Origin of the sequence: Streptomyces cupreus, from assembly GCF_014257025.1 — a bacterium.
In the GTDB taxonomy this organism is placed as follows: domain Bacteria; phylum Actinomycetota; class Actinomycetes; order Streptomycetales; family Streptomycetaceae; genus Streptomyces; species Streptomyces cupreus.
Genome location: NZ_JACMSF010000015.1, coordinates 145,450 through 158,955, shown reverse-complemented (window position 1 = coordinate 158,955; position 13,506 = coordinate 145,450). Strand labels below are relative to the sequence as shown.

The window sequence follows — 13,506 nt, the reverse complement described above, 5'->3', positions numbered from 1 at the left end:
GAGTTCCTGACTGAGCGCCTCCCGCACGGGGAAGCCGTCCCAGCCGGGCATGATCGGCGGCGCGACCGGGACGCCCTCGGGGAAGCGGACCGGGCCGGGGACGCCGATGCCGGCGCCGTCGTACCCCTCCGCGAGCCCCGACGCCCTCAGCTTGGCGGCCATGGCGAGGACCTGCTCGAAGACCGCGACCGGGCCTTCGCGCACGTCCATGGGCTGGTTGAGGTGTCCGAGGATCTCCAGTTCCGCGTTGGTGACGGCGACGTCGACCGAGGTCGCGCCGATGTCGACACCGAGGAAGCGGAGCCCCGGGTTGAGCCGGATGTTGTGGGAGCGCCGGCCGCCGCGCGAGGCGGCGAGTCCGTCGGCCACGACCAGGCCCGTCTCCAGCAGTCGGTCCACCTCCACGGCCAGCTTGGACCGCGAGAGGTCGACCTGATCGCCCAGTTGCGCCCGGGAGTTGGGCCCCCCGTCGCGCAACAGCTTGAGCAGCCGGGCCTGATGGGCGTTCGCGGGTCGCGCCGTCATGCGTCTCACGTGCCCCTCCCCGCCTCAGTCGGCCACCAGTTGCCGGGCTTTCGAGGGGAACGTAGCAGCGGTCGCCGTGACTGGGAAGAATCTGTGCACGAATTGCTTCCCACTTTTTCCACTCACAGGACAAAGCCTGGTGTCATTCGCGTCGGCACCCCAGGGCACGGGAGCACGCCGACACCTTGTGAGCGTCAGCCACGCTGTCGGGCGTGGTACGACGTCCGGGTGTGCTCGGTGTGCTCGCGCATGAGCTCGGTGGCGCGCTGCTGGTCCCGGTCGGAGATCGCCGCGATCAGCCGACGGTGCTCGATCCAGGACTGCTTGCCGCGCTGCCGGGCCACCGGCGTGTAGTACCAGCGCACGCGGCGGTCGACCTGGGCGGCGAGTTCGGCGAGGACGGCGTTGCCCGCGAGTTCCATCACCTTCGCGTGGAAGCGGGCGTTCATCGCCACCGCGCCGTCCACGTCGTCCGCCGCCACCGCGCGCTCGCCCTCGGCGCACAGCTCCTCCAGGGCGGTGATCCCGGCGGCTCCGGCATTGGCGGCGGCGAGCCGGGCGGCCTCGGCCTCCAGCAGGGTGCGCACGGTGAGGAGCTGGTCGGCCTCCTCCTCGGTGGGCTCGTGCACGAACGCGCCCTGGGCGGGCCGTAGATCGACCCAGCCCTCGGTGTTCAGACGTTGCAGCGCCTCGCGCACCGGTTGCCGGGACACACCGAGATGACCTGCGAGTTCGCTCTCGACCAGATGCTGGCCGGGGCGCAGGGCGCGGGTGGTGATGAGTTCGAGCAGGGCCTCGTAGACACGGTCCCGCAGCGGCCCGGGCCGTTCGAGCTTGGGCACCGCCCCCTGCGGAAGTCCTGTCGACAACATCGCGGTCCCCCTCCAGAGCCGTCGGACAGCAAAGTATGGATTGTCTTTCGTCTACAGTCTACGGCGCACAAGGGCCAGGGAGAGAGGGAGTTGGCCTCATCACACCCGAGGCACGGCACCCGTCAGGGGCAGCGGACGACCTGCCCGGCGTACGACAGGTTCCCGCCGAAGCCGAACAGCAGCACCGGGTCACCGGTGGAGATCTCGCCGCGCTCCACGAGCTTGGAGAAGGCGAGCGGGATGCTCGCGGCCGAGGTGTTCCCGGAGTCGGACACGTCCTTGGCCACCACGGCGTTCACCGCGCCGATCTTCTCTGCAAGGGGTTCGATGATCCGCAGGTTGGCCTGGTGGAGCACGACCGCGGCGAGTTCGGCGGGCGCGAGCCCGGACCGCTCGCAGGCCTTCCGCGCGATGGCCGGCAGTTGGGTGGTGGCCCAGCGGTAGACGCTCTGCCCCTCCTGGGCGAAACGCGACGGCGTCCCCTCGATCCGCACGGCGTGCCCCATCTCGGGCACCGAGCCCCACAGCACGGGCCCGATACCCGGCGCCTCACCCGAAGGGCACGCTTCCACGACGGCGGCCCCCGCCCCGTCGCCGACGAGCACACAGGTCGTGCGGTCGGTCCAGTCGGTCACGTCGGACATCTTGTCCGCGCCGATCACCAGGGCCCGGGTGGCGGCGCCCGCCCGGACGGCGTGATCGGCGGTGGCGAGCGCGTGGGTGAAACCGGCGCAGACGACGTTGACGTCCATCGCGGCGGGCGAGGGGATGCCGAGCCGGGCGGCGACGCGCGCGGCCATGTTCGGGGAGCGGTCGATGGCGGTGGAGGTGGCCACCAGCACCAGGTCGATGTCGCCCGCCGTGAGGCCCGCGGCCGCGAGCGCCTTGGCCGCCGCGTGCCCGGCGAGCTCGTCGACCGGCTCGTCGGGCCCGGCGATATGGCGTGTGCGGATGCCCACCCGGGATCTGATCCACTCGTCGCTGGTCTCGACCATGCCGACCAGGTCCTCGTTGGTGAGTACCTTGGCCGGCTGGTAGTGGCCGAGCGCGGCGATGCGCGAGCCGTTCATCGGGTGGTCCCCCTCGTTGCTGTGGGTAGCGGGATCCACCAGTCTGATCAGTGACTCGCGGGTACGGCGGCAGGCGATGCCACAGGAATCGGCCGCCCGGGTTGTCGGCTTCTGTCAGGCACTCGGACGCCCGAACACTTTCCGAACGGTCTGCCGTCCCCGGTCACCCGGTGAACAGCTGTGTCGCCTTCTGTACGAGTTCGTAGAGCCCGTAGCAGAGCGGTGCTCCCACCCACAGCCAGGCGAAGGCGATCAGCCCGCGCCGGTCAGGCGGACTCTGGCTGCTGTCGTTCGACATCGAGGACCTCCTGACGGGGTGCGGGGATGTGATGGCGGGGATGGACGGGTCGGACCAGCTCATTGGCGACAAAGCCGACTACCAGCAGGCCGATCATGATGACGAAGGAGAGCCCGTACAGGGACGCGCCGGTCTTGCCGGCCTCCTCCTGCCGGTCGGCGATCCAGTTGACGATCAGCGGTCCGAGGACTCCCGCCGTGGACCAGGCGGTGAGCAGCCGGCCGTGGATCGCGCCGACCTGGTGGGTGCCGAAGAGGTCCTTCAGATAGGCGGGGATCGTCGCGAAGCCGCCGCCGTAGAAGGAGAGGATCACCAGGGCGCACAGGATGAACAGCGGTTTGGAGGAGTCGCCGAACAGGGCGATGGAGGCGTACATCAGCGCGCCGACGCCCAGGTAGACCCGGTAGATGTTCTTCCGCCCGATCAGGTCGGAGGTGGACGACCAGCCGATGCGTCCGGCCATGTTGGCGGCCGACAGCAGGGCGACGAAGCCGGCCGCGGCGGTCGCCGACACCGTTGTCGAGGTGTTCGCGAAGAAGTCCATGATCATCGGCGCGGCCTTCTCCAGGATGCCGATGCCCGCGGTCACGTTCATGCACAGCACGACCCACAGGCACCAGAACTGCGGGGTGCGCAGGGCTGTGTTCGCCGATACCTGCGGGCCGGTGGGGGTTGAGCGCGCCCCCGCGGCGGTAGCCGCAGATTCAACACCGCCCCGCGCCCCTGGGCCGGTTCTCGGCACCCTGACCAGGAGGACACCCAGCGACATGAACACCGCGTACGTCAGCCCGTGCACCAGGAACGCCAGCGCGATGCCGCCGCTGTCCGTACCGAAGGAATCCAGCATCTGCGCGGACCACGGCGAGGCGATCAGCGCGCCGCCGCCGAAGCCCATGATGGCGATTCCGGTGGCCATGCCGGGGCGGTCCGGGAACCACTTGATCAGCGTGGAGACGGGCGAGATGTACCCGATGCCGAGGCCGATCCCGCCGACGAAGCCGTAGCCGAGGACGATCAGCCAGTACTGCTCGGTGGCCGCGCCGAGGGCGGAGAGCAGAAAGCCGGAGGAGAAGCAGCACAGGGCGACGGTCATCGCCCAGCGCGGGCCGTTGCGCTCGACGAGCGTGCCGCCGAACGCGGCCGACAGGCCCAGCATGACGATGCCCAACTGGAAGGGGAGCGCGCTCTGCGTGCCGGTGAGGCCGAGCGCGGATTCCAGGGGCGGCTTGAACACGGACCAGGCATAGGCCTGTCCGATGGAGAGATGGACCGAGAGAGCGGCGGGGGGAACCAGCCAGCGGCTCCAACCCTGGGGTGCGACCGGTGGACTCATGATCCCGAACGGTAGGAACCCTGAACGGAGTTGAGAAGGCGGTGCGTCGACCGTATGCGATGAACGGTATCCAGCGCGCGACGAACGGTCGAACCGGCCGGTTTCCGGTGCTGCCCGAACCCTTGCCGCCCCAACGGGCATACTGTAGACAATATTTCGTCGACAGAGTTTCGGCAGCGCTCCATCTCCGCGGTATCCCTCGACCGAACGGAGCTCCCCCGTATGAAAGTCGCAGTCCTCGGCGCCGGTGCGATCGGCGCCTATGTCGGTGCCGCGCTCCATCGCGCCGGCGCCGATGTGCATCTCGTCGCCCGCGGACCGCATCTGGCGGCCATGAGGCAGCACGGCGTGCGGGTGCTCAGCCCGCGCGGTGATTTCACCGCTCGCGCCCATGCCACCGACGACCCGGCCGAAATCGGCCCGGTCGACTATGTGTTCCTGGGTCTGAAGGCCAACTCGTACGCGGCGTGCGGGCCGCTGATCGAGCCCCTGGTGCATGACTCCACGGCGGTGATCGCCGCCCAGAACGGCATCCCCTGGTGGTACTTCCACCGGCACGGCGGCCCCCACGACGGCCATCGCGTGGAGAGCGTCGACCCCGGCGGCGCGGTCAGTGCGGTGCTCGCGCCCGAGCGGGCGATCGGCTGTGTCGTCTACGCGGCCACCGAGCTCGAAGGGCCCGGTGTCGTACGGCACTTGGAAGGCACCCGGTTCTCGGTCGGCGAACCGGACCGGAGCGTGTCCGAGCGCTGTCTGGCGTTCAGCGAGGCCATGAAGGCCGGTGGCCTGAAGTGCCCGGTGGAGCCGGATCTGCGCAATGACATCTGGCTCAAGCTGCTCGGCAACATCTCCTTCAACCCGATCAGCGCGCTGGCCCGCGCCACCATGCGGCAGATGTGTCTGCACGGCGGCACCCGCAAGGTGATCGAGACCATGATGGCCGAGACGCTCGCCGTCGCCGAGGCCCTCGGCTGCGAGATCGGCATCTCCATCGAACGCCGGATGGCCGGCGCCGAGAAGGTCGGCGACCACCGCACCTCGACGCTCCAGGACCTGGAGCGCGGCAAGCCGCTCGAACTCGACGTACTCCTCGCGGCGGTCGTCGAGTTGGCGGGGATCACCGGCGTGGAGGTGCCCACCCTGCGCACCGTGCACGCCATCTCGGACCTGCTCGCACTGAGGAGCGCCGCATGAGGCAACGCCGGCCGAGGACATATACCCGGCTCACCCATCCGTTGATCAGGGACTCGCGTGACGAGCCGTTCCGGCGGGCGAGTTGGGAGGAGGCCCTGGAGCGGGCGGCCCAGGGCATCGAGCGCAACCGCGGCGCCTTCGGCATGTTCTCCTGCGCCCGCGCCACCAACGAGATGAACTACGTGGCCCAGAAGTTCGCCCGGGTGGTGATGGGCACCAACAACGTCGACTCCTGCAACCGCACTTGTCACGCCCCTAGCGTCGCCGGCCTCTCCGCCGCCTTCGGCTCCGGCGGTGGCACCTCCTCGTACGAGGAGATCGAGCACACCGACGTCATCGTGATGTGGGGCTCCAACGCCCGCTTCGCGCACCCGATCTTCTTCCAGCACGTGCTGAAGGGGATCAGGAACGGCGCCCGGATGTACGCCGTCGACCCGCGCCGCACCTCCACCGCCGAGTGGGCGGAGAGCTGGATGGGGCTGAACGTCGGCACCGACATCCCGATGGCGCACGCCATCGGCCGCGAGATCATTCACGCGGGCCTGGCCAACGAGGCGTTCATCGAGCGGGCGACCAGCGGCTTCGAGGAGTACAAGGCACTCGTCGAGCCCTGGACGCTCTCGCTCGCCGAGAAGGTGACGGGCGTACCGGCCGCCGCCATCAAGGAGTTGGCGCACGCCTACGCCCGCGCCGAGCGCGCCCAACTGTGCTGGACCCTCGGCATCACCGAGCACCACAACGGCACCGACAACGTCCGCGCGCTGATCAACCTCTCGCTGCTGACCGGCCATGTCGGCCGCTACGGCAGCGGACTTCAGCCCCTGCGCGGGCAGAACAACGTCCAGGGCGGCGGCGACATGGGCGCGATCCCCAACCGTCTGCCGGGCTTCCAGGACATCCTCGACGCCGGCTCCCGGCTGAGGTTCGAGTCGGCGTGGGGCACCGTCATCCAGCCGCACTACGGGCTGAACCTGACGGAGATGTTCGAGGCGATGGAGGAGGGCACGCTCAAGGCCGTCTACTGCATCGGCGAGAACCCGGCACAGTCGGAGGCCGACAGCGAACAGGCCGTACGGCGTCTTCAGGCCCTCGACTTCTTCGTCGTGCAGGACATCTTCCTGACGAAGACGGCCGAGCTCGCGGACGTCGTCCTGCCCGCGACCGCGGGATGGGCCGAGACGGAGGGCACAACCACCAACAGTGAGCGGCGAGTTCAGCGCGTACGCCGGGCGGTCGCCCCGCCCGGCGAGGCGCGCGAGGACATCGACATCATCTGCGAGCTGGCGGCACGGCTCGGCCACGAGTGGAAGTACGCCGACGCCGAGGCGGTCTGGAACGAGCTCAGGTCGGTCTCCCCGGACCACTACGGGATGACGTACGAGCGTCTGGAGCAGCACCAGGGCATCCAGTGGCCGTGTCCCAGTACCGACGCACTCGAACCGACCTACCTGCACGGCAGGTTGTGGGATCCCGACCCCGCGAACAGGGGACGCCTGGCACCCTTCGGCCTGGTCCAGCACGATCCGCCGGTCGACCTCACCGACGAGCAGTACCCGATCCGGCTCACCACCGGGCGACGGCTCGACTCCTACAACACCGGTGTGCAGAGCGGGAGTTTCGCCTCCCCGCTCCGGCGCGGCGAGTACGTCGAGCTGTGCCCGGAGGACGCCGAGCGGTACGGGGTCGTGGTGGGCGAGGAGGTCCAGGTGACCTCGCGCCGGGGTTCCGTGGTGGCGCCGGTGTGGATCGACACCGCCCTCAGGCCCGGGCTCGCCTTCATGACCATGCACTTTCCCGACGAGGTGGACACCAACCAGCTGACGATCGAGGCCAACTGCCCGATCGCGGGGACGGCGGAGTTCAAGGCGTCGGCGATCCGGATCGAGAAGCTCCCCGTCGCGACCATCGTGAGGTGACGCAAGTGGACCTGCACTTCGGCGACAGCAAGCCGACGGACGACGAACGGGCGGCCGTCGACGCCCTGTTGGGTCCCCCGGAGTCCTCCTGGGAGGGCGCCGCCCGCGATGAGATGCGAGCCGCCGACCTCAGGTGGGCGCGCGGCGGACGCGAGGCCCGGGATCGCAGGGACCTGCTGTTGCCGGGGCTGCATGCCATCAACGACCGGATCGGCTGGATCAGCGACGGCGCCCTCGACTACCTGTGCCGCCGCCTGACGGTACCGCCGGCCGAGGCGTACGGCGTGGCCACCTTCTACGCCATGTTCTCCGTCAGGCCCCGCCCCGCGACCGTCCTCCACGTCTGCACCGACCTGGCCTGCGCGGCGGCGGGCGCGGTCGACCTGTGCGCCGGCATCGAGGGCAGCCTCGGCCCCGGCGTCTCGGTGGAGCGAAGCCCGTGCCTGGGGTTGTGCGAGCGGGCGCCGGCGGCGTTGGTGGTGCGAGCGGGCGTGACATACCCGGCCCGTCCGGCGGCACACCCGGCCCGTCTGGGGGCACCCCCTCTGGAGGAGTTTGAGGACGAGGCCCGTTCAGGGCCGAAGCGGGGGTCTGGGGGCGCAGCGCCCAGCGGGGGTCCGGGGCAGCGCCCCGGGGATGGGACGGGTAGGGGCGGCGGGGGCGGGACTCCCAGGGCCACCGCCGTCGTCGCCCCGGCCACCGCACACACCGCCGTCCTCGCCGCGGCCTCGCCCGACTCGGCCCCCGAGGAGCCACCGGCAGCCATGGCGGTGCCCCAAGCCGGGGAGCCGGGTCTCACCCTGCTCAGCAGGATCGGCGCCGTGGACCCGTCGAGCCTCAACGACTACCGCGCCCACGGCGGCTACACCGCCCTGCGCAGGGCCTTCGCCCTCGGCCCGGCCGGCGTCATCCGCGAGGTCACCGACTCCGGCCTGGTCGGGCGTGGCGGCGCCGCCTTCCCCACCGGCCGCAAATGGCAGGCCACGGCGTCCCGGCCCGACCATCCGCACTACCTCGTCTGCAACGCCGACGAATCCGAGCCGGGCACCTTCAAGGACCGCGTGATCATGGAGGGCGATCCGTACGCGCTTGTCGAGGCGATGACGATCGCCGCCTACGCGACCGGCGCACACCAGGGCTATCTGTATCTGCGCGGTGAGTACCCGCGCTCCCTCGCGCGCATGGAGCACGCCCTCGCCCAGGCACGCGCGCGGGGCCTGCTCGGCGAGGACATCCTCGGCCAGGGCTACTCCTTCGACATCGAGATCCGCAGGGGCGCGGGCGCGTACATCTGCGGTGAGGAGACGGCCCTGTTCAACTCCATCGAGGGCTACCGGGGCGAGCCGCGCTCGAAGCCGCCGTTCCCGGTGGAGAAGGGCCTGTTCGGCAAACCGACGGTGGAGAACAACGTCGAGACGCTGGTCAACGTCCTGCCGATCCTGACCATGGGCGCACCGGCGTACGCGGCGATCGGCACCGCGAGGTCCACCGGGCCGAAGCTGTTCTGCGTGTCCGGGAGTGTGGAGCGGCCCGGGATCTACGAGCTCCCCTTCGGCGCCACGCTGGGCGAGCTGCTGGAGCTGGCCGGGGTGCGCGACGGGCTGCGAGCGGTCCTGCTCGGCGGCGCGGCCGGCGGCTTCGTACGGCCCGACGAAATGGACATCCCGCTCACCTTCGAAGGCACCCGGGAGGCGGGCACCACCCTCGGCTCGGGCGTGGTGATGGCCTTCGACGACACGGTGCCGCTGCCCCGGCTCCTCCTGCGCATCGCCGAGTTCTTCCGCGACGAGTCGTGCGGGCAGTGCGTGCCGTGCCGGGTCGGGACCGTGCGCCAGGAGGAGGCGCTGCACCGGATCGCGGAGCGCACGGGTGCGGCGGCCGCCGATGACATCGCCCTGCTCAGGGAGGTAGGCCGCGCGATGCGGGACGCCTCGATCTGCGGTCTGGGACAGACCGCGTGGAACGCCGTGGAATCCGCCATCGACCGTCTGGGGGCGTACGAATGACCGTGACACCGCTGGGGATCCCGCGCCGGCTGCTGGAGTTCACGATCGACGGGGAGCCGGTACGGGCCCCCGAGGGCTCGACGATCCTCGACGCCTGCCGGGCCGCCGGGAAGGACGTCCCGACCCTGTGCGAAGGGGACACACTGCGGCCCAAGAACGCCTGCCGCGTATGTGTGGTGGAGGTCGAGGGATCCCGGACACTGGTCCCGGCCTGCTCGCGGAAGGCCGAGCCGGGCATGGAGGTCCGTACCGACACCGAGCGGGCCCGGCACAGCCGCAGAATCGTCCTCGAACTGCTCGCCTCCTCGGTCGACTTGTCGACCACACCGCGAGTCACCGAGTGGATCAAGGAGTACGAGGCGAAACCGGACCGCTTCGGCCCGGACGCGGCCCGTCTGAACGAAGAGCCGAAGGTCGACAACGATCTGTATGTGCGCGACTACGACAAGTGCATCCTCTGCTACAAGTGCGTCGACGCCTGTGGCGACCAGTGGCAGAACACCTTCGCGATCTCGGTGGCCGGGCGGGGCTTCGACGCCCGGATCGCCGTGGAGCACGACGCCCCGCTGACCGACTCCGCGTGTGTGTACTGCGGGAACTGCATCGAGGTGTGCCCGACCGGGGCACTGTCCTTCAAGTCGGAGTTCGACATGCGGGCGGCGGGTACCTGGGACGAGTCGGCGCAGACGGAGACGACCACGGTGTGCGCGTACTGCGGAGTGGGCTGCAACCTCACGCTTCACGTGCAGGACAATGAGATCGTGAAGGTCACCTCGCCGCACGACAATCCGGTGACCCACGGCAATCTGTGCATCAAGGGCCGCTTCGGCTACCAGCACGTCCAGAACCGGAACTGATCGGGGCTGATGGGGACATGGGACGAGTCACGGAACGACGCAAGGTGATCCGCATCCGGGACGGGGCGATCTCCACCCGCCCGGACACGCTCGTCGCCGAGGAGCCCCTGGAGATCCGGCTGAACGGCAAACCGCTCGCGATCACCATGCGCACCCCCGGCGACGACTTCGCGCTCGCCGCCGGGTTCCTGGTCAGCGAGGGGGTACTCGCCGGGCAGGCCGATCTGCAGAACATCGTGTACTGCGCGGGCGCCACGGTGGACGGTTCCAATACGTACAACGTGGTCGACGTGAAGACCGCGCCGGGGGTGGTGATCCCGGACATCACCCTGGAGCGGAACGTCTATACGACGTCCTCCTGCGGCCTGTGCGGCAAAGCGAGCCTCGACGCCGTCCGCACGACCGCCCGCTGGCCCATCGCCGACACTCCCCCGGTCCGTGTCGACCCCGAGCTGCTGGCGAGCCTCCCCGACCGGCTGCGCGCCGCCCAGCGGGTCTTCGACCGCACCGGAGGGCTGCACGCGGCGGCCCTGTTCACCGAGGACGGGGAGCTGCTGGACATACGGGAGGACGTGGGCCGGCACAACGCGGTCGACAAGCTGGTCGGGCGCGCGCTCCAGAGCGGCGATCTGCCCCTGTCCCGCACGATCCTGCTGGTCTCCGGCCGGGCCTCCTTCGAGCTGGCGCAGAAGGCGGTGATGGCGGGGATCCCGGTACTGGCGGCGGTGTCGGCCCCGTCCTCCCTGGCGGTGGACCTCGCGGCCGAGACGGGCCTGACCCTGGTGGGCTTCCTCCGGAGCAGCTCCATGAACGTGTACGCGGGCGAGGACCGTATCGCCCTGCGGGCCGCGGCCACCCAGGGCTGACGGTCCCCCGCGATACACGGCGGCGGGGCCCCTGACGGCGGGGAGCGCCCCCTGCGCCAACAGGGGTCCCGCTGTTTTTGTTGGGCGCCTCCAACTACAGCTTGCCTCAGTGTTTGATGGGTCGGTCGCCTCGATACAGGCGCCCTTGGTTGGCCTCTTGCCGTCAGTTTGTGAATCTCACCCTGGCCCATGAACGCGCCGCGTTCGGAGGCACCATGGACCGGGTGCGGCCCTGCCACTAACGTCCCGGAGCGTGCCCGACGACGCACGAGCACGACACCGGACGGGAACGGGGCTCGGCCTGCTGCTGGCCCTGGTCCTCGGCGCCGTGCTGCTCACCGCCCTCCCCGAGGACGACGAAAGCGACGGCGCCTGCTCGCCCCGTACCGTCCGGGCCTGGTCCGCCGACGAACGGCTCACCTCCGAGTTCGCGCGCTACGGCGACGACGCCTCCCGCACCGACGACTGGACCGGCGGCGACGGCACCCACTCGGTGCGGCTGCCGGACGGACGGGTGCTGTGGCTGTTCTCGGACACCTATCTGGGCCAGGTGTACGCCCCGCCCAACCCGGTCGGCGAATCCTATGCCTGGCGGGACACCACGGCCCCGATGGTGCGCAACTCGGCCGTGGTCATGCGGGACGGCCGGTTGGAGAGCACCCTCCCCGCGCCGCTCTTCGCCGACCCCGCGCCGGGCCAGTGGCGCTGGCCGGTCGCGGCCCGTGTCGAGCCCCGCTCCCCCGGTTCCTCGGAACAGGTGCTGCGGGTGCTGCTGTGGGTGCGGACGAGCGGCCAGGCGCCGTGGATCTACGGTGTGCCCACCGCCACCGAGGTCGCCACGGTCTCGCTGCCCGATCTGCGCGTCGAGTCGACGATGAAGGTGTTCGACCAGCAGCTCGTCGCCGATCCGTCCCGGCGCGTGCTGTTCGGCACGACGCTGGTCGAGGAGGACGGCTGGACGTACGTCTTCGGCGGCGACGACGGCCGGGCGGTGTCCCGTCCGGCCTCGCGGGCGTATGTGGCCCGGGTGCCCGAGGGCGGGCTCGCCGATCCGGGCGCCTGGGAGTACTGGGACGGCGAGGAGTGGGCGGCGGGGGCCCGCCCGCGCGCGGTGCTCGGGGACGAGCGGCGCACCGGGGTGGGCAGCGCCTTCTCGGTGGTGCGCGAGGGGCGGACCTACGTGCTGTTCACGATGGCGGCGGGCGGGGCCGGGCTGACGACCGTGACCTCCTATTGGTCCTGCTCGCCCACCGGGCCCTGGCACGGCCCGGCCAAGGACTTCAGCCCCGCCCTGCCCGACGGCCAGGTGGCCGCGTACAACCCGCAGACCCATCCCGAACTGAGCGAGGACGGGCGGCTGGTGCTCAGCTACGACGTCAACTGGCTGGAGACGAACGGCGCCGCGGCGAACCTCAGCCGGAACGTGTCCCTGTACCGACCGCGATTCGTGAGTCTGCGGCTGGCGCCCGAGGGCTGAGCTCCTTGTCGTGCGAGCGCCGCTTGGCGATCACCGCGCAGACCATCAGCTGCATCTGGTGGAAGAGCATCAGCGGCAGCACGGCCAGCGAGGCGTGCGCGCCGAACAGGACGCTCGCCATGGGCAGTCCGGCGGCGAGGGACTTCTTGGAGCCGGCGAACTGGATGGCGATCCTGTCCTCGCGGTCGAAGCGCAGCGCCTTGGCGCCGTACCAGGTCAGCGAGAGCATCACGGCGAGCAGCACGGCCTCGACGGCGAGCAGTCCGGCCAGCCGGGCGGGGCTGACCTGGTGCCAGACGCCCTGGACCATGCCCTCGCTGAACGCGGTGTAGACGACCAGCAGGATCGAGCCGCGGTCGACGAGGCCGAGGACCTTCTTGTGCCGGGCGATGAAGCCGCCCACCCGTCGCCCACCGCCACCCTGCTCGACGCGCTTCGCGCGGCCCCTTCTGACTCCGCAGCGCCGTAGCACCTGTCCGGCCAGGAACGGCACCAGCAGTTGCAGCACGATCTTCACCACCGAGTCCGCGGAGAACCCGCCGGCGCTGCCGCCGATCAGGCTCGCCGCGAGCAGCGGGGTGGCGACGATGCCGACCAGTGAGGAGAAGGAGCCCGCGCAGATCGCGGCGGGCACGTTGCCGCGGGCGATCGAGGTGAACGCGATCGACGACTGCACGGTCGAGGGCACCAGGGTGAGGAAGAGCAGGCCCTGGTAGAGGGGGTCGGTGAGGATCACCGGGACGAGTCCGCGGGCCGCCAGGCCGAGCACCGGGAAGACGAGGAAGGTGCAGGCCAGGACGGTGACGTGGAGGCGCCAGTGGCGCAGTCCGTCCAGCGCCTCACGGGTGGAGAGGCGGGCGCCGTAGAGGAAGAAGAGGAGGGCGATGGCGGCCGTGGAGGCGCCGGAGGCCACCTCGGCCCCGGTCCCGCGCGCCGGCAGCAGCGCGGCGAGGCCCACCGTCCCGAGCAGCAGCAGGATGAACGGGTCGATCGGCATCCAACGCGGCCATCGCAGGCGTTTCACTGTGCTCCACTACTTCGCTGTACGTGCGGTTCCCGGGCACGGTCGTGCCCTCTCCATCGTCCTCCGCG

At 70.5% G+C, this 13,506-nt stretch carries 12 protein-coding genes; 6 read left to right on the top strand and 6 right to left on the bottom strand.

Annotated elements, in window-relative coordinates:
* The 5 genes from H4N64_RS16765 to H4N64_RS16750 form a co-directional block, all read right to left on the bottom strand.
* Positions 1–525: ROK family transcriptional regulator (locus tag H4N64_RS16765; protein ID WP_186283124.1), on the bottom strand; the 525-nt coding region annotated here is incomplete at its 3' end.
* A 194-nt stretch (positions 526–719) separates the two neighbouring features.
* A complete protein-coding gene (locus H4N64_RS16760; RefSeq protein WP_186283114.1) occupies positions 720–1,397 on the bottom strand; it encodes a GntR family transcriptional regulator in 678 nt (225 codons plus the stop codon).
* A gap of 122 nt (positions 1,398–1,519) precedes the next feature.
* Positions 1,520–2,467 carry a beta-ketoacyl-ACP synthase III gene (locus H4N64_RS16755; protein ID WP_186283113.1) on the bottom strand — a complete coding sequence of 316 codons (948 nt, stop codon included), beginning with the start codon at positions 2,465–2,467 and terminating at the stop codon, positions 1,520–1,522.
* A 163-nt stretch (positions 2,468–2,630) separates the two neighbouring features.
* Positions 2,631–2,765, bottom strand: coding sequence for an MFS transporter small subunit (locus tag H4N64_RS45120; protein WP_260859755.1), 135 nt, complete (start codon positions 2,763–2,765; stop codon positions 2,631–2,633).
* A complete protein-coding gene (locus tag H4N64_RS16750) occupies positions 2,734–4,098 on the bottom strand; it encodes an OFA family MFS transporter (protein WP_186283112.1) in 1,365 nt (454 codons plus the stop codon). Before H4N64_RS16750 ends, H4N64_RS45120 begins: the two co-directional genes overlap by 32 nt.
* 222 nt (positions 4,099–4,320) lie before the next feature.
* Here H4N64_RS16750 and H4N64_RS16745 point away from each other — a divergent pair, with 222 nt between their 5' ends.
* The 6 genes from H4N64_RS16745 (at position 4,321) to H4N64_RS16720 (ending at position 12,414) form a co-directional block, all read left to right on the top strand.
* On the top strand, positions 4,321–5,292 hold the full coding sequence (locus H4N64_RS16745; protein ID WP_186283111.1) for a 2-dehydropantoate 2-reductase: 972 nt from the start codon (positions 4,321–4,323) through the stop codon (positions 5,290–5,292).
* Positions 5,289–7,208: a molybdopterin oxidoreductase family protein gene (locus H4N64_RS16740; protein WP_186283110.1), complete on the top strand. Its 1,920-nt coding sequence runs from the start codon at positions 5,289–5,291 to the stop codon at positions 7,206–7,208. The genes H4N64_RS16745 and H4N64_RS16740 overlap by 4 nt, the downstream gene beginning before the upstream one ends.
* Positions 7,209–7,213: 5 nt before the next feature.
* Positions 7,214–9,214: an NADH-ubiquinone oxidoreductase-F iron-sulfur binding region domain-containing protein gene (locus H4N64_RS16735; RefSeq protein WP_186283123.1), complete on the top strand. Its 2,001-nt coding sequence runs from the start codon at positions 7,214–7,216 to the stop codon at positions 9,212–9,214.
* Entirely contained in the window at positions 9,211–10,071 is an 861-nt protein-coding gene (locus tag H4N64_RS16730) for a 2Fe-2S iron-sulfur cluster-binding protein (protein ID WP_186283109.1), read from the top strand. The genes H4N64_RS16735 and H4N64_RS16730 overlap by 4 nt, the downstream gene beginning before the upstream one ends.
* 17 nt (positions 10,072–10,088) lie before the next feature.
* Complete coding sequence (gene fdhD, locus H4N64_RS16725) at positions 10,089–10,937, top strand: formate dehydrogenase accessory sulfurtransferase FdhD (protein ID WP_186283108.1); 849 nt, start codon at positions 10,089–10,091, stop codon at positions 10,935–10,937.
* 253 nt (positions 10,938–11,190) lie between these two features.
* Positions 11,191–12,414, top strand: a complete 1,224-nt coding sequence (locus H4N64_RS16720) for a DUF4185 domain-containing protein (protein WP_186283107.1) — start codon at positions 11,191–11,193, stop codon at positions 12,412–12,414.
* Here H4N64_RS16720 and H4N64_RS16715 read toward each other — a convergent pair.
* Positions 12,350–13,411 carry a bile acid:sodium symporter family protein gene (locus tag H4N64_RS16715; protein WP_186283106.1) on the bottom strand — a complete coding sequence of 354 codons (1,062 nt, stop codon included), beginning with the start codon at positions 13,409–13,411 and terminating at the stop codon, positions 12,350–12,352. The two genes, H4N64_RS16720 and H4N64_RS16715, sit on opposite strands and share 65 nt — an antisense overlap.
* Between the last annotated feature and the right edge of the window lie 95 nt (positions 13,412–13,506).